This window comes from Streptomyces sp. NPDC037273 (assembly GCF_055603625.1).
Genome location: NZ_JBVJVO010000001.1, coordinates 781,076 through 805,015 on the forward strand (window position 1 = coordinate 781,076; position 23,940 = coordinate 805,015).

At 71.5% G+C, this 23,940-nt stretch carries 23 protein-coding genes; 13 read left to right on the plus strand and 10 right to left on the minus strand.

All coding sequences use genetic code 11. From position 1 onward, the window contains the following. The first annotated feature begins 111 nt into the window (after positions 1-111). Together ACZ7G1_RS03455 and ACZ7G1_RS03460 are read left to right on the plus strand one after the other, a co-directional pair. Positions 112-1,287: a molybdopterin-dependent oxidoreductase gene (locus tag ACZ7G1_RS03455; protein ID WP_470878000.1), complete on the plus strand. Its 1,176-nt coding sequence runs from the start codon at positions 112-114 to the stop codon at positions 1,285-1,287. A gap of 11 nt (positions 1,288-1,298) precedes the next feature. Continuing rightward, a complete protein-coding gene (locus ACZ7G1_RS03460) occupies positions 1,299-1,706 on the plus strand; it encodes a hypothetical protein (protein WP_470878001.1) in 408 nt (135 codons plus the stop codon). Here the strand turns inward: ACZ7G1_RS03460 and ACZ7G1_RS03465 are convergent. Genes ACZ7G1_RS03465 through ACZ7G1_RS03475 form a run of 3 tightly spaced genes read right to left on the minus strand, consistent with a single transcriptional unit; the run spans position 1,679 to position 3,647 of the window. Continuing rightward, on the minus strand, positions 1,679-2,344 hold the full coding sequence (locus ACZ7G1_RS03465; protein WP_470878002.1) for a class I SAM-dependent methyltransferase: 666 nt from the start codon (positions 2,342-2,344) through the stop codon (positions 1,679-1,681). The genes ACZ7G1_RS03460 and ACZ7G1_RS03465 overlap by 28 nt on opposite strands. Continuing rightward, a complete protein-coding gene (locus ACZ7G1_RS03470; RefSeq protein ID WP_470878003.1) occupies positions 2,341-2,973 on the minus strand; it encodes a TIGR04282 family arsenosugar biosynthesis glycosyltransferase in 633 nt (210 codons plus the stop codon). The genes ACZ7G1_RS03465 and ACZ7G1_RS03470 overlap by 4 nt, the downstream gene beginning before the upstream one ends. Continuing rightward, positions 2,970-3,647, minus strand: coding sequence for a glycosyltransferase family 2 protein (locus ACZ7G1_RS03475; protein ID WP_470878056.1), 678 nt, complete (start codon positions 3,645-3,647; stop codon positions 2,970-2,972). The genes ACZ7G1_RS03470 and ACZ7G1_RS03475 overlap by 4 nt, the downstream gene beginning before the upstream one ends. Positions 3,648-3,781: 134 nt before the next feature. Between ACZ7G1_RS03475 and ACZ7G1_RS03480 the strand changes: the two genes are divergently transcribed. Both ACZ7G1_RS03480 and ACZ7G1_RS03485 read left to right on the plus strand, forming a co-directional pair. After that, positions 3,782-4,522 carry a response regulator transcription factor gene (locus ACZ7G1_RS03480; RefSeq protein ID WP_470878004.1) on the plus strand — a complete coding sequence of 247 codons (741 nt, stop codon included), beginning with the start codon at positions 3,782-3,784 and terminating at the stop codon, positions 4,520-4,522. Further along, positions 4,519-5,631, plus strand: a complete 1,113-nt coding sequence (locus ACZ7G1_RS03485) for a sensor histidine kinase (protein WP_470878005.1) — start codon at positions 4,519-4,521, stop codon at positions 5,629-5,631. The genes ACZ7G1_RS03480 and ACZ7G1_RS03485 overlap by 4 nt, the downstream gene beginning before the upstream one ends. A 51-nt stretch (positions 5,632-5,682) precedes the next feature. Here the strand turns inward: ACZ7G1_RS03485 and ACZ7G1_RS03490 are convergent, their stop codons facing one another. Continuing rightward, complete coding sequence (locus ACZ7G1_RS03490) at positions 5,683-6,744, minus strand: NAD-dependent epimerase/dehydratase family protein (RefSeq protein ID WP_470878006.1); 1,062 nt, start codon at positions 6,742-6,744, stop codon at positions 5,683-5,685. A 151-nt stretch (positions 6,745-6,895) separates the two neighbouring features. On the opposite strand from ACZ7G1_RS03490, the gene ACZ7G1_RS03495 reads away from it, so the two are divergent. Further along, positions 6,896-7,462: a DM13 domain-containing protein gene (locus tag ACZ7G1_RS03495; protein ID WP_471203945.1), complete on the plus strand. Its 567-nt coding sequence runs from the start codon at positions 6,896-6,898 to the stop codon at positions 7,460-7,462. Between the two features lie 93 nt (positions 7,463-7,555). Here the strand turns inward: ACZ7G1_RS03495 and ACZ7G1_RS03500 are convergent, their stop codons facing one another. The 3 genes from ACZ7G1_RS03500 to ACZ7G1_RS03510 form a co-directional block, all read right to left on the minus strand. Further along, on the minus strand, positions 7,556-8,824 hold the full coding sequence (locus ACZ7G1_RS03500) for an MFS transporter (RefSeq protein WP_470878008.1): 1,269 nt from the start codon (positions 8,822-8,824) through the stop codon (positions 7,556-7,558). 161 nt (positions 8,825-8,985) lie between these two features. Beyond that, positions 8,986-10,266, minus strand: coding sequence for an MDR family MFS transporter (locus tag ACZ7G1_RS03505; protein ID WP_470878009.1), 1,281 nt, complete (start codon positions 10,264-10,266; stop codon positions 8,986-8,988). Positions 10,267-10,372: 106 nt separating this feature from the next. Further along, positions 10,373-11,659, minus strand: a complete 1,287-nt coding sequence (locus ACZ7G1_RS03510; protein ID WP_470878010.1) for an ATP-grasp domain-containing protein — start codon at positions 11,657-11,659, stop codon at positions 10,373-10,375. Positions 11,660-11,884: 225 nt separating this feature from the next. On the opposite strand from ACZ7G1_RS03510, the gene ACZ7G1_RS03515 reads away from it, so the two are divergent. After that, positions 11,885-12,931 (plus strand): D-alanine--D-alanine ligase family protein, encoded by a 1,047-nt coding sequence (locus ACZ7G1_RS03515; RefSeq protein ID WP_470878011.1) that lies wholly within the window; start codon positions 11,885-11,887, stop codon positions 12,929-12,931. A gap of 62 nt (positions 12,932-12,993) precedes the next feature. Next, entirely contained in the window at positions 12,994-13,896 is a 903-nt protein-coding gene (locus ACZ7G1_RS03520) for a threonine ammonia-lyase (protein ID WP_471203948.1), read from the plus strand. 178 nt (positions 13,897-14,074) lie between these two features. Here ACZ7G1_RS03520 and ACZ7G1_RS03525 read toward each other — a convergent pair whose 3' ends face one another. Then, the gene (locus ACZ7G1_RS03525) at positions 14,075-14,704 is read right to left on the minus strand and encodes a C39 family peptidase (protein WP_470878013.1); all 630 of its coding nucleotides are present in this window, start codon (positions 14,702-14,704) and stop codon (positions 14,075-14,077) included. Positions 14,705-14,890: 186 nt separating this feature from the next. Between ACZ7G1_RS03525 and ACZ7G1_RS03530 the strand changes: the two genes are divergently transcribed. The 3 genes from ACZ7G1_RS03530 (at position 14,891) to ACZ7G1_RS03540 (ending at position 18,965) form a co-directional block, all read left to right on the plus strand. After that, positions 14,891-15,730, plus strand: a complete 840-nt coding sequence (locus ACZ7G1_RS03530) for a M55 family metallopeptidase (RefSeq protein WP_470878014.1) — start codon at positions 14,891-14,893, stop codon at positions 15,728-15,730. Positions 15,731-16,141: 411 nt separating this feature from the next. Further along, complete coding sequence (locus ACZ7G1_RS03535) at positions 16,142-17,377, plus strand: helix-turn-helix domain-containing protein (protein ID WP_470878015.1); 1,236 nt, start codon at positions 16,142-16,144, stop codon at positions 17,375-17,377. Between the two features lie 418 nt (positions 17,378-17,795). Continuing rightward, positions 17,796-18,965: a DUF5954 family protein gene (locus tag ACZ7G1_RS03540; protein ID WP_470878016.1), complete on the plus strand. Its 1,170-nt coding sequence runs from the start codon at positions 17,796-17,798 to the stop codon at positions 18,963-18,965. A gap of 22 nt (positions 18,966-18,987) precedes the next feature. On the opposite strand, the gene ACZ7G1_RS03545 is transcribed toward ACZ7G1_RS03540, so the two are convergent. Continuing rightward, positions 18,988-19,368 (minus strand): FKBP-type peptidyl-prolyl cis-trans isomerase, encoded by a 381-nt coding sequence (locus ACZ7G1_RS03545; protein ID WP_470878017.1) that lies wholly within the window; start codon positions 19,366-19,368, stop codon positions 18,988-18,990. A gap of 250 nt (positions 19,369-19,618) precedes the next feature. Here ACZ7G1_RS03545 and ACZ7G1_RS03550 point away from each other — a divergent pair, with 250 nt between their 5' ends. Then, positions 19,619-20,011: a PH domain-containing protein gene (locus tag ACZ7G1_RS03550; protein WP_470878018.1), complete on the plus strand. Its 393-nt coding sequence runs from the start codon at positions 19,619-19,621 to the stop codon at positions 20,009-20,011. A 60-nt stretch (positions 20,012-20,071) separates the two neighbouring features. Here ACZ7G1_RS03550 and ACZ7G1_RS03555 read toward each other — a convergent pair whose 3' ends face one another. Beyond that, complete coding sequence (locus ACZ7G1_RS03555; RefSeq protein WP_470878019.1) at positions 20,072-21,190, minus strand: serine hydrolase domain-containing protein; 1,119 nt, start codon at positions 21,188-21,190, stop codon at positions 20,072-20,074. Positions 21,191-21,377: 187 nt separating this feature from the next. On the opposite strand from ACZ7G1_RS03555, the gene ACZ7G1_RS03560 reads away from it, so the two are divergent. Continuing rightward, positions 21,378-22,055 carry a TetR/AcrR family transcriptional regulator gene (locus ACZ7G1_RS03560; RefSeq protein ID WP_470878020.1) on the plus strand — a complete coding sequence of 226 codons (678 nt, stop codon included), beginning with the start codon at positions 21,378-21,380 and terminating at the stop codon, positions 22,053-22,055. A 350-nt stretch (positions 22,056-22,405) separates the two neighbouring features. Further along, complete coding sequence (locus ACZ7G1_RS03565) at positions 22,406-23,893, plus strand: DHA2 family efflux MFS transporter permease subunit (RefSeq protein WP_470878021.1); 1,488 nt, start codon at positions 22,406-22,408, stop codon at positions 23,891-23,893. Positions 23,894-23,940: the final 47 nt, after the last annotated feature.

Genomic DNA, 23,940 nt, shown 5'->3' on the forward strand with positions numbered 1-23,940 from the left:
GCGCAGACTGGCAGCGCGCACGGCCGGCGAGGAGGAGACCCGGCGGGGCGTTCGGGTTTCGTAAGGTGTCGGACGCCGCGCGCGGGCCGTGACGGCGGTGTCATGGAGGGCATGACGTTCCGCATGCCCCGGCGGCCGCTTTCCTCCTTCCGGCCCGACGCCGTCCGGCCGCCCACCTTCACCGGCCGCCTGCACGATGCCCGGACGGCGACCGCCGTCGGCCGCTGGCTCGGCGCGGCCTTCGCCGTCTGCCTCCTCACGGGCCTGGTCAGCCACTACCTCCAGCAGCCGCCCGACTGGCTGGCCGACCGGCTCCCCACCCGGCCGGTGGCGGGATACGCCTTCACCCAGGGCCTCCACATCGCGACCGGGCTCGCGGCGATCGTGCTGCTCCTGGTCAAACTCTGGGCGGTGTACCCGAGGTTGTTCGTGTGGCCGCCGGTGCGGTCCGTGCGGCACGCCCTGGAGCGGCTGTCCGTCGCCGTACTCGTGGCCTCCGCCCTCTTCGAGGTGCTGACGGGCCTGCTCAACATCGCCGAGTGGTACCCGTGGCCCTTCTCCTTCGTCCCCGTCCACTTCGCCGTCGCCTGGGTGGCGACCGGCTCGATCCTGCTGCACATCGCCGTCAAGGCCCCCGAGATCAGGGACCACTGGAGCCGGCGCTCCACGGGCACCCGCACCCTGCCGGCGGAGGACGCCGTCGACCGCCGGTCCCTGCTGCTCGCCACCGGCGGAGCCGTCGGCGTGGTGACCCTGACGACCGTCGGCCAGTCCTTCACGCCCCTCAAGGCGCTGGACCTGCTCGCGCCACGACACCCCGACCACGGCCCCCAGGGCCTGCCGGTGAACCGGACCGCCGCCGCGGCGGGCGTGACCGCGAGAGAACTGACGGGGTGGCGGCTCGAGGTCGCCGGCCCGAGGCCGTACGCCCTCGGCCTCGACGCCCTGCGCGCCATGCCGCAGACCGGGGCCCGGCTGCCGATCGCCTGCGTCGAAGGCTGGAGCGTGGACGCCGACTGGCGCGGGGTACGGGTCCGTGACCTGGTCGAACGGGCCGGCGGCCGGCAGGGCCGGGACGCGGTGCGGGTGACCTCGCTCGAAGCGAGCGGCGCCTACCGGGTGATGGAGATGGGCGCGGAGTACGCCGACGACCCCCTCACCCTCCTCGCCCTGACCCTCAACGGACAACCGCTCCTGCTCGACCACGGCTTCCCGGCGCGGATCATCGCCCCCAACCGGCCGGGCGTCCTGCAGACCAAATGGGTGCACAAGCTGGAGGTGCTGTGAGGACGGCGAGCGTGCTGCGGTACGGAACCGGGGCCCTGGGAGTCGCCCTCGTGGGACTCGGAGCGTGGCTCGTGGCGGACGAGGCGGATCCGCCCGCCGTCCTCGTGTGGCTGGCGGGCGCGCTCGTCCTGCACGACGCGATCCTCGCCCCGCTGGTCCTCGCGATCGGCCTGCTGCTCGTGGGCCGGCGCCAACGGGGCCTGATCCGTGGGGCGTTGCTCGTCGCGGGGAGCGTCGTGCTGATCACGCTCCCGCTCCTTGTACGGCCGGGCGAGCCGCCCAACCCCTCGGCGCTGCCCCTCCCGTACGGGCGGAACCTCGCCCTCGTCCTGGCGGCGGTGGCCCTCGTGACGGGCGCGCTCGGTGTCGTACGACTCCGGCGACGCCGCCGTCAGGCTCCCGCGGCCCCGGGCGACTGAGGGACGAGCGACAGGAACGTCCGCCCGTCCAGGGTCCACTCCCGCGCCACGCCCCAACCCGCACCGCGTGCGTGCGCGGCCAGGGCGCGGGCGCCGACCCGGGCCCACGGGAAGGGCGCCCCGCGACCGCCCCGGCCGTCGTCGACCCGCACCTCGCAGCGTTCGTCCACGTCCACGGGCACGCACTCCGCGATCAGCCGCCCGGACGGCGACACGACCTGAAGGAGCCGGCGCAGCAAGGCGGCCGGATCGCCGCCGATCCCCGTGTTGCCGTCGATCAGGAGCGCCGTGTCCCAGCGTCCCTCGGCGGGCAGCGGCTCGAACACCGAGCGGCACAGGGCCGGTGCTCCGAGCCGCAGGGTGCGCGCGACGGCCTCGGGACTGATGTCGATGCCGAGCGCGGGCCGGCCCTCGGCGGCCAGAGCGGCGACGAGCCGCCCCGGCCCGCAGCCGACGTCGAGCACCGTGCCACGGCAGCGGTCGAGGACGGAACGGTCGGCCCGGTCCGGGGCCTCGCACCACCGCTCGACCTCCAGCGGCAACAGCCAGCCGTCGTGCCGGCGCAGGAAGAGCGGGCCCCTGCCGCTGCGCAGGGCGAAGTCGTACGGGCCGGCCCGCCACGCCGTGGTCGTCGTCAACGGCCCGCTCCCGTGGTCGTCCCGGTCAGCTCCGTGTACAGGGCGGCGAAACGCGTCCCGGGCGCGGCGGCCGCCACCCGACGCGCGTCCTCGGCCGTGTCCACGTCCCGCAGCGCGGGCAAGGCGCCGACGCGCAGCCCCGCCGCCCGCAGCCGCGCCCGCTGGACGGCGCCGGTGTCCGGACGCGACATGGGCACCCCCAGCAGCAGGGAAGGGTCGGGGCGGGCAAGACCCAGGGCCCAGAAACCCCCGTCGGTGGCCGGCCCGAACCAGGCGTCGCACGCCCCCCAGCACAGGGCGGGCGCCAGGAGGAGCGGTGTGACCTGCGGGGTGTCCATGCCGATCAGCAGCGCCGGACCCCGGCAGGCGTCGAACGCGGCGGCCAGGCGGACGTCGAGCCCCCCGCTCACCTGCGGGACGACCCCGTACCCCGGCGGCAGCCACGGGCCCGGCCGCCCGTCGAGCACGAGGACGTGCCGGTCTGCGGGCACCCGGGCCGCGGCGGCGAGCGTGTCGGCGAGCGCGGCCTCGGCGAGAACCGCCGCCTCCTCGGGCGTGAACGGAGGAGTGAGCCGCGTCTTCACCCGCCCGGGCCGCGGTTCCTTGGCGATGACGAGAAGCGTGGTCACGACCGTCCACCGCCCACCGGCGCCGGCTCGTCGAGCACCTTGCGCATGTCGTGGACCGCCTGCCACGTGCCCCGCCAGGTGCCCGTCACCTTGGACCGGCCCGACCGGGGCAGATACGGGACGTCGACCTCGCCCACCCGCCAGCCCGCGTCGGCCGCCCGCACGACCATCTGCAGCGGATAACCGCTGCGCCGGTCGTCCAGACCGAGACCGAGCAGCGCCTCGCGCCGGGCCGCCCGCATCGGCCCCAGATCGCGCAGCCGCAGCCCGGTGCGCCGGCGAAGCAGCCACGACAGGGCGAGGTTCCCCGCCCGGGCGTGCGCGGGCCACGCACCGCGCACGGTCGGCCGCCGCCGGCCGAGCAGCAGGTCGGCGGAGCCCTCGGCCACCGCGCCGACCAGGCCGGGCAGCAACCCCGGGTCCAGCGAGGCGTCGCAGTCGCAGAAACACACGAACTCCGCGTCGGAGGCGAGCAGCCCGGCATGGCAGGCGGCGCCGAAGCCGCGCCGGGGCTCGTGCACGACGGTCGCGCCGAGGCCGGCGGCGATGGCCGCCGACCCGTCGGTGGAGCCGTTGTCGACGACGATCGCCCGCCATCCGGCCGGCACGCGCGCCAGGACCCAGGGCAGGGCTTCCGCCTCGTCGAGGCAGGGAAGGACGACATCTACGGTCATGAGTGTCACAGCCCTCACCGTAGGAAGCGCCCGGCGGTTCGGGGCCGTTCCGCTCCTTACGAAACGCGGACGTCCCGCTCCGTACGCCCGAGCGGCCGTGACCGCCGGGCCCGGCGGATGCCAGGCTGTGCGGCATGAGCGAGCACAGCGCCCCGCGGCCACCGGCCCGCGTCCTCGTCGTGGACGACGACCCCACCGTGGCCGAAGTGGTGAGCGGATACCTCGAACGCTCCGGATTCACCGTGGAACACTCGGCCGACGGAACCGACGCCCTGCTGCGCGCCGCGCGGTGCCGGCCGGACCTCGTCGTGCTCGACCTCATGCTGCCCGGAACCGACGGCCTGGAAGTCTGCCGCCGCCTGCGCGAGTCCGGACCCGTCGCGGTCATCATGCTCACCGCGCGCGGCGACGAGGAGGACCGGATCACCGGCCTGGAAGTCGGCGCCGACGACTACGTGACCAAGCCCTTCAGCCCCCGCGAACTCGTCCTCCGCGTCGAGTCCGTCCTGCGCCGCGGCCGTGCCGCCACCGCGCCGACCGCGCCCCGGACGGTCCTGGCCCACGCGGGCCTCACCGCGGACCCGGTCACCCGCAAAGCCACCCGCGACGGAAGAGAACTCCCCCTGACCCTACGGGAGTTCGACCTTCTCGTGTACTTCCTGGAACACCCCGGCGCCGCCCACACCCGAGAGGACCTGATGCGACGCGTCTGGGGCTGGGACTTCGGCGACCTCTCCACGGTCACGGTCCACGTCCGGCGCCTGCGCGCCAAGATCGAGAGCGACCCGGCCCACCCCCGGCTCATCCAGACCGTCTGGGGCGTCGGCTACCGCTTCGAGACCGGGCACGGAACGGACGGGGGAGCCGCCGCATGAAGGACGTCCTGCTGATCGCCGCCTTCGCCCTGGCGGGAGCCGTCTGCGCCGGACTCGCCGGAGCCGTCGTCCTGCGCCTCGTACGCCACCGGTCGGTCGCCGTGTCCCTCACCGTCGTCGCCGCCGTTACGGTGACCGCGATGCTCGCCGGCACCCTCGCCGTCGCCCAGGCCATGTTCCTCTCCGCACACGACCTGTGGGTCGTGACCGTCGTCGTCGCCATGGCCTCCCTCGTCTCCCTCGGCACCGCCCTCCTCCTCGGTCGCCGGGTCGTCGCCCACAGCCGCGCCCTCACCCGCGCCACCCGTGACTTCGGAGACGACGGCCGCTTCTCCGCCCCCGACGGCGCCGCCACCGCCGAACTCGCCGCACTCGCCCGCGAACTCGCCGCGACCAGCGCCAAACTCGACGCCTCCCGCAAACGCGAACGATCCCTGGAAGCCTCACGCCGCGAACTCGTCGCCTGGATCTCCCACGACCTGCGCACCCCCCTCGCCGGCCTGCGCGCCATGGCGGAAGCCCTCGAAGACGGCATGGCCGCCGACCCCGCCCGCTACCACCGCCAGATCCGCACCGAGGTCGAACGCCTCACCACCATGGTCACCGACCTCTTCGAGCTCTCCCGCATCCACGCCGGCACCCTGACCCTCAGCCCGAGCCGCATGTCCGTGTACGACCTGGTCGGCGACGCCCTGAGCGGCGCCGACCCGCTCGCCCGCGAGCACGGTGTCCGGCTGGTGGGGGAGGAGGTCGCCGCCATCCCCGTCGAGGTCGACGGCAAGGAGATGACCCGCGTCCTCGCGAACCTCCTCGTCAACGCCATCCGCCACACCCCGGCCGACGGCACGGTCGCGGTGGCCGCCGAACACCGCGACGACGCTGTCGTCCTGTCCGTCACCGACGCCTGCGGCGGCATCCCCGACGACGACCTCCCCCGAGTCTTCGACACCGGCTGGCGCGGCACCCAGGCCCGCACCCCACCCGCCGGCGCCGGCCTTGGCCTCGCCATCGTCCGGGGCATCGTCGAGGCCCACGCGGGCCGCACCGAGGTCCGCAACGTCCCCGGCGGCTGCCGCTTCGAAGTCACCTTGCCGGCGGCGGCGAACTGAACCACGGCCCCCGCGGCCCCACCCCCCCCGCTGCCGACGGGCCGTCCGCGCTCAGCCCAGGCCCGCCGAAGCCCGCTGCTCCGCCCCGGCGAACTCCGCCATGCCCTCCGCGAACCCCACCTTCGGCCGCCAGCCGAGCTCCGCCCGCAGCCGCGAGGAATCGGCGGTCACGTGCCGGACGTCACCGAGCCGGAACTCGCCCGTGACCACCGGCTCGGGACCACCGCAGGCCCGCGCCAGCGCCGTGGCCATCTCGCCGACCGTGCGCACCTCGCCGCTGCCGGCGTTGTACGAGGTGAACGCGCCCGCCGCCATGCCCTCGGCCGACTCCAGAGCCAGGACGTTCGCTGCCGCCACATCCCGTACGTGCACGAAGTCCCGCCGCTGCCCGCCGTCCTCGAACACCCGGGGCGCCTCGCCGGCCGCGAGCGCCGAGCGGAACAGCGAGGCCACGCCCGCGTACGGCGTATCGCGGGGCATCCGGGGCCCGTAGACGTTGTGGTACCGCAGCGAGACCGCCGTACCGCCCACCGCCCGGGCCCACGCCGCCGCCAGATGCTCCTGGGCGAGCTTCGTCGTCGCGTACACATTGCGCGGGTCCACCGGCGCGTCCTCGCCGACGAGACCCGCTACCAACTCCGCGTCGCACGCGGGGCAGCGCGGCTCGAAACGCCCCGCGACCAGGTCCTCCAGCCGCCGCGCGCCGGGCCGTACGACACCGTGCGCGGGGCACTCGTACCGCCCCTCCCCGTACACGACCATCGACCCCGCGAGCACCAGCCGCCCCACCCCCGCCTCCGCCATCGCCGCCAGGAGCACGGCCGTGCCCAGGTCGTTGCAGCTCACGTACTCCGCCGCGTCCCCGAAGTCCTTCCCGAGCCCCACCATCGCGGCCTGATGACACACCGCCCCGACCCCGCGCAGCGCGGCCCTCACCGCCGACGCGTCCCGGACGTCCGCACGCAATACGTCGACGCCCCCCGACTCCGGCGCCACGCGGTGGGCGCTCGGCAGCAGCGCGTCGAGGACCACGGCCTCGTGCCCGGCCTCCGTCAGCGCGGTGACGATGTGCGAGCCGATGAACCCGGCTCCTCCTGTGACAAGTACACGCATGCCCGCGACGCTACAAACCCTCCCCGCCCCCAGCAGCCGCCCGCGCCGTGCCGTAAGACTTCCGTCACCAGGTCGGGGCTGTCCCGCGCCACCCCGATCGCCTTGGATGGCGGGAGAAGCCGAAGAGAAAGAGATGAGAGGGGAACGCGTCGTGGAGCGCACCACGAGGAAGCGGCGCCGCCTGGTCACGGCCGCCGTCACCGGTACGGCGGTGGCACTGGCCGGACTGCTGTGGTTCGAACCCTGGGCCCTCTGGGTCGACCAGACGGTCGACGAGGCACTGCCCACCGCCGGCGCGACCACCACCGCCCCGCCGACGGGCCCGTCCTCCACCGCCCCTGCCGCTCCCGCGCCTCCCGGTCCGGTCACCGTCGCGCGGGGCACCTTCGTCAGCCATGAGCACACCACGACCGGCACGGCGAAGATCCTGCGCCTTCCCGACGGGACGCACACCCTCCGCCTTGAGGGCCTCCGCACGAGCAACGGCCCGGATCTGCGCGTGTGGCTCAGCGACGCCCCCGTGAAGCCGGACAAGACGGGCTGGGACGTCTTCGACCAGGGGAAGTACCTCGACCTCGCGCGCCTCAAGGGCAACAACGGCGACCAGAACTACCCGCTCCCCGCCGACGTGGACTGGGCGGCATACCCGAGCATCAGCATCTGGTGCGACCGCTTCGACGTCTCCTTCGGCGCCGCGGCACTGACGCGGACCACCTGACGGAACACGGCCGCCGAAGCCGACGCCCCGGCGGCGCGCAGCCGTCGGGGCGTCGGGATGCCCGGCCGTCGCCACGCGCCCGGCGCGGCCTCCTCAAGGCCGCGCACGGTCCCCCGACGGCTCCCGCTCCCGCGCCGTGGATTCGACCGGTACGGTTCCGCTCCCGCCGCGACTCCCGACGGCGAGGGCCGTGAGGCCGGCCGCCAGCGATACGACGCCGCCGGCGACGAAACCCCAGCGCACCCCCCAGTGCTCGGAGAGCGGACCCACGAGCAGGGCGCCCAGCGGCGTCGAACCTTGGAGGATCAGCGTGTACAGGGCCAGGACGCGCCCGCGGAGCTCGGGCGGAACGCCCAGTTGGACCCGGTGGTTGGCGGCCTGGGCGAAGAAGATGGCCGCGCCGCCGGTGAGGAAGAGCAGCGTCATGGAGGGCCCGTACGACGAGACCATCCCCACCGCCGCCTCCAGGGCACCGAAGCCGACGGCCGCGCCCGCGACCAGGCCGGCCGACGGACGGCCACGGCGCAGGGTCGTCATCATGGCCGCCGCCAGGGATCCCGCGGCGAAGACGGCGGTCACCACGCCGAACGTGGAGGCGCCGGCGTGATGCACCTGCGCCGCGAGCAGCGGCAGCGTGAGCTGGAAGTTGAGGCCGAAGAGGCCCACCACGGCCACGAGCAGCAGCGGCACCACCAGATCGAAGCGGCCGGCCGCCTTGAGCCCGTCCACCACCCGCACCCGGTCACCCTGCCGCCGGGGGCGTTCGGCGCCGCCCCGCATCAGACGCAGGGCGAGGACGGTGGCCGCGTAGCTCGCCGCGTTCACCACCATCACCCAGCCGACACCGGCCGCCGAGATGAACAGGCCCGCCAGCGCCGGGCCCACGACCCGGGCGACGTTGAAGTAGGCGGCGCTGAGCGCCGAGGCGTTGGGCAGCAGGTCCGATCCCACGAGCTCCCCGACGAAGGCCATCCGCGCCGGAACCTCGACGGAGTTCACCACGCCCAGAACGCACGCGAAGACGTACACATGCCAGAGCCGGACCTCGCCCGCGAGCACGAGCAGCGCGAGGACCAGCGCGAACGCGCTCGACACCCCGTTCGCGACGGTCAGCAGGGCCCGCTTGTCATAGCGGTCCGCGAGCCTTCCCCCGTACAGGGTGAACAGCATCAGGGGCGCGAACTGTAATGCCGTCACCAGGCCCAGGGCGGTCGCCGACCCGTCGGTGAGGCCGAGTACGAGCCAGTCCTGCGCGACGACCATCATCCACGTACCGGCGACCGACACGATCTGCCCGAGGACGAACAGCCGGAAGTCCCTCACCCGCAAGGAACGGAAGACCCCGCCCGAGCCCGCGCTCACGATTCCGGCCCCGTCCGACCGGACCAGTCACCCACCGGCTCCCACTCCCTCTTCGGCATCCCCGCCGCCACGGATCGGCGTACGCGGAACGTGCCGGGAGGCTACCGAGCACGGGTCGGGAGCCGGTCGAGCCGCCGGCCGGACGACGACGTCCCGGCGTCTCAGCCCACCGCCTCCGCGAGCCGGGTCACGGCCGCCCGAGCCCTGACCTTCGGAACGAGCAGCCACTGGCCGAACGCGGCGCCGAGGCACAGCAGGACACAGACCACCCAGAGTCCGGTCGGCCGCCACTGCAGGAGCGACGTGCCCAGGAGGGGAGCGGCGAGCGCGGCCGTGGACCACGTCATGCCGTAGAGACCGTAGTAGCGCCCGCGCAGGGCGGCGGGGGCGAGGGAGGCGATGACGGCCTGGTTCACCGAGCTGACGGCGACTTCGCCCAGCGTCCACACGGCCACGGTGGCCGCGTATCCGACGGGGGTCGAGACGAGTGCCGTGGCACCGTACCCGAGGCCGAGGACGATGATGCCGCCGATGAGCACATGGCTGTGGTCGAGCCGGGAGACCAGCGGGCTCGCCAAGGGCTGGACCGCGATGATGACGACGGCGTTGGTGGCCATCACGTACCCGAAGGTCGAAGCCGGGATGCCGTCCGCCTTCATCGCCAGCGGAAGCGTCGAAAGTCCCTGGCAGAAGACGATTCCGTAGGCGAACCAGGAACCGAGGTACGCCAGCATCAACCGGTCCTTCGCCACGTCCAGGTAGCTGCCGGACGAGGCGGCCGAGTCGGCCGGCCGCTCGGCACCCGCAGCGGACCTGCCCATGAACCACACCAGCAGACCGGCGGCCACGCAGGCGACGGAGTTGACCCAGAACAGCAGGGTGAAGCCGTGGCGGACGAGCGAACCGCCGAAGACCATGGAGAACGCGTAGCCGAGGTTCACCGCCCAGTAGAGCAGGCCGAAGGCCTTCGGCCGGTCGGCCGGGGGATAGTGGGAGGCGATCATCGACGCCGAGGCCGGGCGGTGCATCTCCGCCGCCAGGCCGACGAGGAAGGCGAACAGGGCGATCAACGCCACCTGGTCCACCGCTCCCAGGAGGAAGAGGAAGACGCCCGTGCCGCCCATGCCCAGGGTCATCGTGGCCCGGTACCCGATGCGGTCCACAAGGAGTCCGCCGCACAGCTGAGAGATGATCCCGCCGAAACCGGACGTCGCGAGCACCACACCGACGACGGTGAGCGACACGTTCCGGTCCTGCGTCAGGTAGTAGCTCAGATAGGGGATCACCATCGACCCCAGCTGATTGGTCAGGGTGGCACCCCACACCACCCAGAACTGGCCCGTCAGGCCACCGGACCACTTCCGCCGTACGCCGCCGCCCTTGACGGGGCGAGCGGGGGTCTCCTGGCTGTCAGGCGCGAGCTCGTCTCGCGGATTCGTCATGTGTCACGCTTCCCGCCGGACAACGACTTCCGGCCTGTGCCTTCCGAGAACCGCCTCGCCGGTGACACGGCGGAGAGCCGGGTCACCGGCGTATGAATCACGGGAATCAGTCGGGGACGTAGGTGAAGGCCTTGTCCGAGGCCAGGTACTCCGCCAGGTCGAGGAGCGGCTCCGGGTCCGAGGCGGTCGCGATGAGCCGGGCCAGCTTGCCGCCCGAGGTCCCCCGCGCCCAGTCGGGGCGATCTCCCACCCCGTAGAACAGCTCGGCCTCGACGACCCCGTCGATGGCCGTCAGCTCCTCGACGGTCGGCACCCGGGCGAGCCGGACGTCCCGCGCGGGCGCCTGGGGCACGTACTGACCCGTGCTGCGCAGCCGCGGCCCCAGCGGTGCGATGGGCCGACCGGTGGCGATGTCGGCCATGGCGGTGACGACGTCGTAGTCGAAGCTGAGCTGGAGCATCTCGATGGCGGCCCCGCCGAGCCGGCTGTTGACCTCGATGATCCGCGGTCCGGCCGCCGTGAGCATGACCTCCGTGTGGACCATCGAGTTGGTGATCCCCACGGCCCGGATGGCCTGTGTGGCGGATTCGAGGATCGAGTCGATCCGGTGCTGGGGGAGGCTGGAGGGAAAGATGTTGCCGTTCTCGCGGAAGGGTTCCGAGAGGGGGAACTTGTCGGTGACGGCGCAGTGCGTCACTTCCCCGTTCCGCACCAGCGACTCGACGCTGACGTAGGGCGCGTACCGCGGATCGCCGTGCCACCCCTCGCCGATCAGCATCTCCTCGAGGACGAAGTGCACCGAGCCGTCCCCGCGGGGATCCGCCGTGTAGCGGGCCGTCGCCATGTCCCACAGGCCGGGCAGGTCGACGCCCTCCGTCACGTGGTACGTGGCCATGCTGCCGACACCGGCCGACGGCTTGAGCACCGCGGGCAGTCCCACCTCGTCCACCGCCCGCACCAGATCGGACAGCGAGAGCACGGACGTGAACCGCGGCACCGGCACTCCGCCCTTCGCCAGCGCGGTCCGCTGCTCCTCCTTGCTCCTCAACGCGGGCAGGGATTCGGGCGTGTTCGCCGGCAGCCCCAGCTCCAGCGCCGCCGCGTGGGTCTCCGTCACGACCAGCTCGCTGAACCCGAGGATTCCCTCCGCACGCCACTTCCGGGCGAACTCGACCACGGCGCCCACGGCGTCGTCGCCGCCGAGGAGAGGCGAGTGGGCGCAGAACCTGTCGAGCGTCCGGGCGTGTGACGCGTCCTTCTCGGCGTCCCCCGTCGGGGCCCACAGGACGTGGACCTCGAAGTTCGCCGTGAGCTTCGGCAGGTACCACTCCGGCGGAGGCGGGCCCGGGCCGTCCAGGAAGACGAGCCTGGGCAGATTCTTCTCACTGGGCACGCGTAACTCCTCCGGCGCAAACGGGCGTTGTGGGTACCGCCCAGCAACCTACGAGCGTTCCGCACGCACAGTCAACATCGGAGTCACATCCTCGGCCTCGGTTGTCAACTATGAGTCAAATGAGGGGCACATTCATTGACTCGCTCCGTCGCGGCTACCTAGCTTGAGGGCCGCAGCTCCTGAAGGACTCTCTTCCCCCCTTCGATACCGAGGTGTTTCGTGTCCTTGAACATCACACTCCTTGTCGGCGGTCGGAGCACCGAACATGATGCGTCCCTCCACGGCTACCACCATGTACTGCGCGAGTTACTCAAAGAGCCCCACCGCGTCGAGGTCGGCGCCGTCTGCTACGTGGACCGCAACGGCGCCATCCGCTTCTTCGACCGCGGACCGTGGCCGGAACACGAGAAGGAGCTCCTGGCCGGCGAGGCCCTGACCCTGGGCGCGGCCATCGAACGCCTCAGGTCGGACGACTCGTTCGTCTTCTCCCTGCTCCACGGCAACGAAGGCGAGGACGGCGGCTGGCAGGGCCTCGCCGAAGTCGCGGGAATCCGCGGCAACTTCGGCCCCGTACTCGCCTCCGCCCTCGGCATGGACAAATACCTCCAGGCCGCCGTCGCGGCGGCCCTGGCGCCCGGACTGCGCGTACCCCGCTCCGTCCTGGTCCGCGCGGACTCCTTCGACCCGCAGCGCGTCCTGCGGGAGATCGGGCCCGGCTCCGTCGTGGTCAAGCCCAACCGCATGGGCGCCTCCCTGCTCACCACGTGCCTGCACGATCCGGACGAGGAGGAACTCGCGAAGGCGGTCGCGGCGGCAGCGCCGTACGACAACCAGGTCCTGGTGCAGGAGTTCGTCAGCGGCCGCGAGTACTCCTGCAGCGTCTACCGGGAGAACGGCATCTATGTCGACCTTCCCGTGGCGGAAGTCGTGGCCCAGGGCTTCTTCGGGCACGAGGAGAAGCACGTCAAGGGGAGGGCACGGATCGAACTGTGCGCCGAGGACCCCACCACCAAGGCCCTCCGCGACTATGCGCAATCCGTCTTCGAGGCCACCGAGGTGGCGACCTTCGCGCGCTGCGACTTCCTGGTCCGCGACGGCGAAACGTACTTCCTCGAAATCAACACCCTGCCCGGTCTGATGTCCGGCAGCATCTTCCCGAGGGCGCTGGCGGCAAGCGGCCGCACCATCACCGACCTCGTCATCGCGGCCTCGGGCGAGTACGACTCCCGCCCCGCACGCGACAAGGTCAAGGAATACGACATCAGTCACTGACCGGACCGTCGGGCACACGAACATTCGGTCACGACTCTGATGGGATAGCCATGTCCGTACCCATGTCCGTACAAGAGAAGGAACGACTCCACCCGATCCGCACCCGCCTCGTCCGGCTCCAGCCGCACGGCTGGCGGGGAATCCTCGTCAAAGACGAGACCCGCCAGATATCCGGGGCATTCAAGTACCGCGGCAACGCCCACAAAGTGGCCGGACTGCCGGCCGGAAGCACCCTCGTCACGGCCTCCACCGGAAACCACGCCTCCGGCCTGGCGCAAGCGGCCTCGTCCCGCGGCCTGCCCCTCCGGGTGTTCGTCCCGCGAACCACCCCGCTGGCCAAACGCCAGAGGATCACCGGAGCCGGCGCCGACGTCGTCCTCGTCGACGGCGGCTACGACGACTGCGAGGTCCTGGCACGCGCCCACGCGGCCGAGAGCACCGCCGTCTTCGTGCACAGCTTCGACGACCCCGACATCATCGAGGGCCACCGGAGCCTCTACCGCGAGGTGCGCGAGGAAGCCGGCCTGCCCGACACCGCCTTCGTGCCGGTGGGCGGGGGAGGCCTGGTGGCGGCGGGCATCGCCGAATGGGGCGACACCCCCACCACGATCGTCGGCGTCGAATACCAGGACGCCCCGGCGATGCGGTTGTCCCTGCGGGCCGGACGCCGGATCACGCTCGACTCCGCCCGAGGCCTGCCGGAAGGCCTGCTGGTACGGCGGATCGGCGCCCGCTCCTTCCAGGCCTGCCGGGACTACGGTCTCGACGTGCGCACCGTCGACGACGACGAACTCCACCGCGCGATGCGCATCCTGTGGGCCGAGGCCGGCATCAGGGCCGAAGGCGCGGGGGCGGCGGCGTTCGCGGCCGCCCTGCGCGACCCGGACCCCCGGAAGGTGGCGCTCTGCGTGGTCTCCGGCGGCAACATCGACGACCAGACGTGGAGCGACTGCATCCTCGGCTGAGACGGACGCCCCGCCTCGTGGCCTGGCACCGGCTCGGCCGCCGCCCCCCCCCGGCAATGGCCTTCGCGCGCGGCTCGGCGTCCCGGTCCTGGCCTTCGCGCGCGGTCCGGCGTCCCGGTCTTGGCCTCCGCGCGCGGCACGGCGTCCCGGTCCTGGCCTTCGCACGCGGTCCGGCCGCCTACAGACCGTCGATCCCCAAGGTGACGCCCCGCTGGGCGAAGAACCGAGGCAAGGCCTCCCACGGCACCTCGGCGAAGCGCTGTGAGACGCCGGGCATGCCGGACGGGTTGTGGATCTGCAGGTGGCCGGGCGTGCAGCCGACGGCCAGGACCAGGTGGCCACCGCGGCTGGACGGAGTGCTGTCCGGCTCGCGGATCGAGGGGTGGACGGAGAGCATGACCAGCTTGCCGGAGTCCAGGTGGCCCGGAATGTCCTCGACCGCCAGCGATCCGTGGACCTCGGCCTCGATGTTCCACCGCTGGGCGGCGTGCTTCGCGAAGGGGGCGTAGATGAGTCCGTCCACGCCGTCCTCGCGGCGTACGTACGCTCCGGCCTCCAGGAACTCGTGAGCCAGCGTCACGAGCTTCGGCGACTCCAGGTCCCAGTATTCGAGGGCCATGCGCAGGCAGGCCATCCCGCAGATGCGCCAGGACCAGAAGGCGTATTCCTCCGCGGTCTCGGCGCCCGAGAGGCGCCACAAAGGATCGTCTTCGGCCTTGAGCCGGCCGGAAAGCAGCTCGGGGACGAGTTCCGCGGATTCCCATTGCGAGTAATACGGCACATCATGCCGGACCGAAATGTTCCTCATATTCCTTCCATCTGCCGGTCGCGCGCTTGGAATTCGCAGGGCGAGCGGAGTGGTTCTGGACGATAGCATGGCGTCCGGCGGCCGCTGTCGACCCGGTCCGATGACGGCACTCCAGTCCGTCGACGATTTTCGGCCACTTTCCTGTCTTTCTGCTGCCCGCCCGCGCACCAACGCAAAGGAACAACCATGAGGGTTTACATCAGCGCGGACATGGAGGGCATTACCGGCCTCGTGGACGCGGAGGACGTGCAGCCGAAGGGCAGGGATTACGAGCGCGGTCGCCTGATGATGACCGAGGACGTCAACGCCGCCATTTCCGGCGCCCTCTCCGCGGGCGCGACGGACGTCCTCGTGAACGACGCGCACGGCCCGATGCGCAACCTGCTCCTGGAGGAGCTGCACCCGCGTGCCCGTCTGATCAAGGGACGCCCGAAACCGATGAGCATGCTGGAAGGCCTGGAGCCCGCCTTCGACGCCGTGCTCTGCGTCGGCTTCCACGCACGGGCCGGATCGCCGGGCGTCATGAGCCACAGCTTCATGGGCCACGAGATCGAGGACATGTGGCTGGACGGCAGCCCGGTGGGCGAGATCGGCCTTCTCCACGCCACGGCTGTGTCCATCGGCGTGCCCGTCGTCCTCCTGACCGGCGACGACGCCGCCTGCGCCGAGATGAAGGAGTGGGACAGCGGCGTCACGACGGTCGCGGTCAAGACGGCCCGGGACCGGTTCGCCGCCGAACTGCGGCCCCCGGCCGAGTCCCGGGCCGCCATCCAGGCCGGCGCCCACAGCGCCGTCACCGGCCTGCCGGCCACCTCGCCGGATCCCGCCCTCGCGCAGCGGTCGAGGACACTCGCGGTTCGCTGGCAGTCCGCGGCGGTGGCGAGTCACCTGCTCGGCATCCCCGGAGTGACACGGAGCGACGACAGGACGGTCGAGGTGACGGCGCGGATGCCCGACCTCTACCGGCTGGCGGGCATCTTCCTGCGCGTCGCCACGACCCTGACCAACCAGGCCCCCTACTGCTGAGAGCACGCCGCGGACACCCCGTACGAAATGAGAAAGGGAGCGGCATTTCGCCCGATCCTCCACTCGGAGCGGACGGGGCAAGTCCGTACGAGTCATGGACGAGGCATGATCTTTCCTCGTAATATGTCTGACCTTGACGCATTCGGAGAGTCAAGACCCGTCGCACCACGTTCACCGGCACATCGACCGCCCCGGTTCCGCCCACAAGGCGACCACCGGGGTGAGATCAGGAGTCATCGAGCACACGCATTCCGCTAAGGCCACTCGATCTCGGCAGGCACCCGGGACATCCTTTCGGTATCGCCGGCAGCGCCGCTGCCACTGGTCGTCGCGAGAGCGGCGAGCCGCCTGCGTGTGGACGGTCGAACACTGCGGGGCATGTGACTCTCCTACCGGATCAGAGGACGTTGCATGGACATCAAGCAGCCAGCCTTCGGGCGGCGGCTGAGAAGACTTCGTCTCGAAAGCGGACTGACGCAAGGGGACCTGGCCGGTGGCCCGGTCTCCACGAGTTACATCTCGCGCATCGAGAGCGGCAGTCGCCTGCCGTCCGAGGAGACCCTGCGCCACCTGGCCGGAAAACTCGGACTCGACGTGACCGAACTCGTGTCGAGCGAAGGCTTCCAGGACCCCTGGGGCACGACCATGGCCGAGGTCTCCACGGCCCTGGCGGACAACGACCTCTCCCAGGTCATCGACCTCCTCGAGTCGCACTCCGAACTTTCGGCACGACTTCCGGAGGACTGGGCCTGGCAGGCACTTTGGGCCCGCTCACGTGCCCGCCGCGAACTCAAGGACCCCGTCGGCCAGCGCGAAGATCTGCGTCAGTTGGTGGTTCTTACCAGGAAATGGGACTCTCCCCGTCTACTCGCCAGACTTCTCGTCGAGCTCTCCAGGACGGAACGCAAGCTAGGCGGCATCACCGAAGCCCTGACCGCCGCCCAGGAGGCACTCTGCCTCGTCGACGGATCCAGCTCCTGCAATCACGCCCTCAAGGCGAGCGCCCACCTCGCGCTCATCGTCGCGGAAACCGAGGCCGGCCTGCTGGCGCAGGCCGCCGCCCGCATCCCCGACGCCCTGCACATGGCCGCGGACGCACCCGCGGAACTCACCGTCCAGGCGTACTGGACGTGTTCCGGCGTGAGAATCCGCCAGGGACTCTTCGCCGACGGCCGGCAGCTGATCGACCAGGCCCTGTCCGCGATGGACAGCCGCCGCGACCTGCTCGGCTGGGCCCGCCTGAGACTGGCCGCCGTCTCCCTCGAACTCCGATGTCCCGACCCTTCCTCCGCACGGATCCAGACCTGGCTCGAGGAAGCGGCCGACGCCCTTCGCTATGTGGGAGACCCCGTCCATCATGCCGAACTCACGGCGGTCACAGCCCGCGTGCACCTGACGGAAGGCCGGCTCGACGACGCCCGCACCGCGGCGGCGGCCGCCGAGGACACGGGTCTCCTCGCCTTCCACGACCGGCTGCGCACAAGACTCCTGCGCGCCGAGGCCACCATGCGACTCGGCCTGACCGCGCAGGGAGTCCCGCTCGCACAGAGCGTCGCCGAGGAAGCCGAAGCCGCCGGGTACCTCGATCTGGCGGCGGAAGCGTGGAAGGCGGTGGCGGTGTCCAGGGAACTCCCACCGGCTGTGTGAAGCACCCGACCCCCCTTCGTATGCAACCGGTCTCTCGGACACAGCACTGACAACATCGGGTCACACAAGCTTCAACATATTGACTGCCATGTGAACTGAAAACAGTGAATCCAGTCAGTGAATCATGGCGAGAACCGTCCGCGGCCACCCCCGCGAACGCCACCCCATCCGGGCCGTACCCGCCACAACCTGGGCCCCTGGGGGCGTTTGCGCCCCATGCCTCATGTCTCAAACCCGCCACCCCGAGGCCCTTGCCTCTGCCTAAAACCGTACGCAATCGGCACCCCGCACCCCATGAGGCAGCCCACAGGGAGACCCCGAACCGAACGCGCCCGAACAACCCGACGCCATGGCCGATTTGGGGGGTGATTCGGTGAATACGCGATGGACGCCTGCCGCCCGGCGCCACGATGGGTCCATGAGCGAAGAGAGCGCGGGACCGGAGAACCGACCGGTCGTGGTGAGGGTTCCGGTGGAGCCCGTGGAGGCCGCGATGGAGGCCGACGCCCGTGACGCGGCGGCGCGCAGCACAGCTCTGGCCGTACGAGGCCCGCTGTTCGGAGTGGCCGCGCAGACCCACGAGGACGGACCGCGCTGGCGCGTCGTCATCGAGGTCACTCACGGCTGCCCGCAGCAGGCCCGCGACAGCCTCAACTCACACTTCTGGTTCCGGGCGAAGGACGAGGCGAAGACCCCCGCCGAACGCCGGGCCCTCCTCGCGGCCGTCCGCCGCCTGGAGACCGAGACCGTCGACGAACTCACCGTCCTCGGCACCCGCTACCGCGTCGTGCGCGCCGAGGAGTACACGGCCCTCGACGAACACGGCGACATCGAATCACCACGACCCACCGATCCCGAGCCCCTCACCCCCGACTGGCACCCCGGCTCCGGCGGCCACGGCCCCAAGGTCGACGACGACCTCGTCCTCGACCCGGACGCCCCCCTCACCCCGCTCCAAGCGGCCGAGCGACTGTCCCTCCGCTCCCTCGTCTACAGCGGCGGCCGCTTCCCCGCCTCCGTACGCCAGGACTCCACCCACGCCCTGGACACCCACCCCGACGTCCTCCTCATGCCGGCGGCCTTCCTGATCGTCGAACGGCAGGGCCACGGCCCCTGGTCCCCGGGCAGCGGCCTCCACGCCACCCCCCACGACGCCCGCCGTACCCTCGCCTTCGCCCTCACCTGGCTCCAACCCCGCATGCGCGGCCTGATCCCCTACGAAGCCGAGCGCGAGGTCGACGCCCACACCCTCACCACCGAGAACCCCGGCTCCGCCGCCCCGGAACTGGCCGCCTACGCCGCGGCCGCCACCCGCCTCCGCACCGGCCGCTGCAACCAGGTCGAAGCCCTCGGCACCACCTCCCGCATCGGCCGCGCCCGCCGCCTCCTCCGCTGGGGCCCCGACGGCCCGGAAGGCCCCCGCCCCTCCGACATCAACACCCACGCCCCCGAAGCCCTCCACCCCCACCTCGACGAAAACGGCACCGTCCACTTCGAACCCCACACCGAAGACGACGCCACCGAAGACGACGCCACCGAGGAGGACGCCACCGAAGGGGACCGTGCCGAAGGCGACGCCACCGAGTGACCCGCGAGTGGGCCGCGCCGCTTCAGACGGCCACCGACAGCAGGTCCACCACGAACACCAACGTCGACCCCGCCGGAATCAACGGCGACGGCGACTGCTTCCCGTACCCGAGCCGCGGCGGAATGACGATCTCCCGCCGCCCACCGACCTTCATCCCCCTGATCCCCCGGTCCCAGCCTTTGATCACCCTTCCACCGCCCACCGCGAACTTGAACGGCTCCCCCCGGTCCCACGAAGCATCGAACTCCTTCCCCGACTCGAAGTTCACCCCCACGTAATGCACCCGCACCACATTCCCCGGCTTCGCCTCCGGCCCGTCCCCGACCACGAGATCCCGCACGCTCAGCTCCGCCGGCGCCTCCCCCTGGGGCCGCTCCACCACGGGCTTCGTCAGTTCACTCACCACAACCTCCACACTCACTTCACCGCACGTTGCGGCTGATCACGCTACCGAGCCCGATGCTCTCGTCGGGCGCACGAAACCGGGGGAGCGGAGTGGTCGATCGGCGGGACTTGGGGACAGCGACGCCGTAGGGTCGCCAGCTATGACACCACCACCGGGCCACATACGCACCGAGACGTTGGGCAGCACGGGCCAGCGGCTGGCTCTCATCGGGATGGGGAGCGTTTTCGCGCTGGCCAGCGTGTTGAGCTTGGGCGATGAGGCAGATCCCCTCGGCGTCGCGATCTACTCGCTGGCTCTCGCCAACGGCATCTGGTTCGCCTTCCGCGGCTGCTTCCTCGGGCTGAGGATCGACGCGGAGGGCCTGACGCAGCGCGGCCTCGGACGCTCGCGGACCATGCCGTGGTGCACGATCCGCGAGATCACCACCAGCGTGCGAGGCCTTGGCCCGGCCGCGACCGCGACGCCGGAGGTCGTTCTCGACGGAGGAGAGCACGTTCCCCTGACGGCCATCGCTTCGTACTCCGGTCAGACCACCGAGGCTCAGCTCGACCAGCTGAAGGCCGTGCACGCGGTCCACCTCGCCGACTGCCCCCGGTGTGCGACGGCCCGCCCGCCCGCTGGCGACACGCGTCGAGCGTAGGCCGAGTACGCAGCGACGCCCTCGCCCCGGAGCGGGCCGGCGGGCGCGGTGGCAGGTGCGTCAGCCGTACATCGCCACGTGGTGGAAGGCCGCGAGGGCCTCGTCGATGGGGTGGGGCTGGGGGCGGCCCGAGGGGTCGAGGGTGTTCCAGCGCTGGAGGTTCACGGCGAGGGCCAGCTGGCGTTGGCCGTCGGCGCGGATGAGGGCCTGGGCCCCGCCGCCCCAGACGGTGCCGGCGTGGCCCCAGAAGGTGGGCCGGCCGGGGGCTTCGGTCGGGTAGAGGCCGAGGCCGTAGGTGCCGGCTTTGCCTTCCTGCGTGATGATCGGGACGGTCGTCTGCATCTGGGCCAGGGACGACGGGCTGACGATCCGGCCGCCGAGGAGTGCGGCGTAGAAGCGGTTGAGGTCGGCGACGGTCGATATGAGGGAGGCCGCGGGGCCCACCCAGGACATGTCGTAGACGCTGTAGTCGCGGGGTGGGTCGATCATGGTGAACCAGGCCTCGTAATGACGGGAGTGCGGCCCGTCGATGGTCGGTTCGGTGGGGAAGCCGGTGTGCTGGAGCCCGGCGCGTTCGATGACGTCGCGGGTGATGCACCGCTCGGCGGTGGTGCCGGTGACCTGTTCCAGGAGCCGGGTGAGGAGCAGGTAGTTGGTGTTGGAGTAGACACCCGGTGAGCCGCCCGGGGGACAGACCGGGGGCGCGGTGACGCCCATCGCGATCAGGTCGGCCGGGTCGAAGCGCGTGAAGCGGAGGTCGTCCAGGCTCTGGGGGCTGGTCTCCGCGAGGGCGGGGAACGCCTTCATCGAGGGGTAGGCGTACGGGAAGTACTCGGCGAGGCCGCTGGTGTGGTTGACGAGCATGCGGACGGTGATCGCCTCGCCGCGCTCTCCGGGAACCAGCTCCGGGAGGTAGCGGCCGATCGGGGTGTCGAGACCGATCCGCCCGGCCTCGGCCTGCTGGAGGACCGCGGCGGCGGTGAAGGTCTTGGTGACGCTGCCGACCCGGTGCCGCATGCCGGTGGTGACCGGGCGGCGGGTGGTGACGTCGGCGAATCCGGCGGCGCCGCGCCAGACCTGGTCGCCGGCACGGACCTCGGCGAACAGGCCCGGCATTCCGGCGCGATGGACGTTCTCGAGGGCGGCGTCGAGCGCCGCGCAATCCAGTGAGTTCCTCACGACATGCGTCCTTTCGCAGTGCCTCGGGGAGAGCCCCACACCTGACCCCCGAGCCGGGGGCCAGGGCACGCGTGACACGTCGGCCCGCTTGCTGCCGGGTCGCTCGGCACGCTTGTGCACCCATTATGCACGCGGTGCGTGCAACACCAAGTGCATACGTTACGATGCGTCCGACGAGAGGGGCGAAATGGCAGGTCGCAGGCGCTGGACGACCGACGAGATCCTGGACGCGGCAGCCGAGTTGCTGCGCACGAGCGACGCCGAGTCGTTCAGCGTGCGCAAACTCGCCGCGACCCTGGGGACCGATTCCTCCAGCCTCTACCGGCACTTCCGCAGCAAGACGGAACTCCTGCGCGCCGTCGCCGACCGGATCCTCCTCGCCTCCATGGACGGCTACCGCCCCGAAGGTGACTGGAAGCAGCGCCTCACCGCCCTCGCCCTCCGCGTGCGCGAGGCCTTCGGTGAGCAGCCCCAACTCGCCTCGGTCTGGGGCCGATACGCCTCCGGTGGCGCCGGTTCCCGCATCGTCATGGAAGAGGTTCTGCAAGCCCTGCGCGCCTCCGGACTGCCCGACGAGGAGATCCCGGCGCGCTACCACCGGCTCGCCGTCCTCATCTCCGCTCTGATCGCCTCCGAGGCCGGAGTCAGCAGCATCACCTCGGAGGAGTACGAGCAGGGCATGGAGCTCTTCCGCGTCGCCGTACTCGGCGCCGACCCCGAACGCTTCCCCGCCCTGGCCCACTTCGCCCGCGACGTCCGCCCCCTGGGGGTGGACCGCCTGGCGGCCTTCGAGGAGATCGTCGCCGCCCAACTCGCCCAGATCGAGGTCGAGATCGGCTCCAGGGAGGCGGGGGAGACGGAGTAGGGGGAGGTTCCGAGGGGGCTGAGGGGGTGCCCTGACGCTCAGGTCGCGGCCGGCGATGAGGTCGTGGTCGGGGCGCGGTGGTACCTGCCAGCTGGTGTCCACAACTGACAGATTCCTAATCGCGAACGCGCAGATCGGTATTGCCTGTTGACGAGCTTTGACTGGTCAAGGCCGTGTGTTCATGTCCCGGACGTCCGGAGTCATGTCCCGGACGTCCGTAGTCGGCAAAATCGTTTGAGCTTGGGTGGCGGCACCGACAGGATCGGGGGACACCGATGAGTTCTTCCCGACGCCGCGGTCTTTCGGTGTGACCGCCAAGCGCGGAGGACACTCACATGACGGAAGGCGCCATGCAAGCACCACAGGTAACACCCGCCCGCGTCACTGCTGTGCTGCGGATTCTCGTGCTGTCCACGTTCGTCGTGCTGCTCAACGAGACGATCATGGTCAACGCGATTCCGCGACTCATGCGCGAGTTCGAGGTCACCGCGGCAGCCGCAGGATGGCTGTCCACGGCCTTCATGCTGACCATGGCCGTCGTCATCCCGGTGACGGGGTGGTTCCTCCAGCGTGTGACGACCCGGACCGCCTACGGCCTCGCCATGGCGCTCTTCCTCGCCGGTACGGCCCTGGCCGCCGCCGCGCCCGCCTTCTCCGTACTGCTGGTCGCCCGTGTCATCCAGGCCAGCGGCACCGCCGTGATGATGCCGCTGCTCATGACGACACTCATGACCCTCGTGCCCCCGCAGGAACGCGGCCGGGTCATGGGCAACATCACCCTCGTCATCTCCGTCGCTCCCGCCCTCGGCCCCGCGGCCTCCGGCGTCCTGCTGCAGCTGGGAACCTGGCGCCTGCTCTTCCTTGCCGTCCTGCCCATCGCGGGCGCCATGGCCCTCTTCGGTCACCGCAAGCTCGTCAACATCGGCGAGCCGCAGGCCGGCCCGATCGACTGGCTCTCCGTGCCCCTGGCGGCCGCGGGCTTCGGCGCCCTCGTCTACGGCCTCAGCGGCCTCGGCGCCGAGAACTCCTCCGACGCCCCCATACCGCCCGCCGCCACGACCGCGGTCGGCGCGGTGCTGGTGGCCCTGTTCGTCTGGCGGCAGCTGGCGCTGCAGCGCACGTCCACCCCGCTCCTCGACCTGCGCGCCCTGACGTTCCGTCACTTCTCGGTATCGCTCGGCCTGATGTGCCTCTCCTTCATGGCCCTGATGGGCGCCTTCATCCTGCTGCCGATCTACCTGCAGGAAGTCTGTGACCTGTCCTCGCTGCAGACCGGACTGCTCCTCATCCCCGGCGGCCTCACCATGGGCCTGCTCGGACCCCAGGTCGGCAAGCTCTACGACCGCTTCGGCGCACCTCTCCTCGTCGTGCCCGGAGCCGTCCTCACCGCGCTGTGCCTCGCGCTGTTCGCCTTCACCGGCGAGCAGACCTCGCCGTGGCTCATCCTCGTACTCCACGTGGCGCTGAGCGCCGGCATGGCCTTCGTCTTCACCCCCGTCTTCACTTCCGGCCTCTCCGTCCTCCCGCCGCACCTCTACCCGCACGGCTCCGCCATCCTCGGCTCCCTCCAGCAGGTCGCCGCCGCCGCGGGCACCGCCCTCGTCATCAGCGTCATGTCGGGACACGCCGCCACCGCCGCGGCCGAGGGCGCCGACGCCACCGGCGCCCTCTCCACCGGCATCCGCTGGGGCTTCGGCACCGGCGCCGTACTCGGCACCCTCGCCGTACTCGTCGCCCTCCTCGTCCGCACCCCGCCCACCCCTCAGCCGCCCGCCGCGCCTGAGCCCCAGGACGAGGACGGCACCCCGACGAACAAGCCCGCCCCCACCCCCAGCTGACCCTCCGCCCCACCGGCGCGGCGGACTCGCCGCGCCGGAAGCGGTCA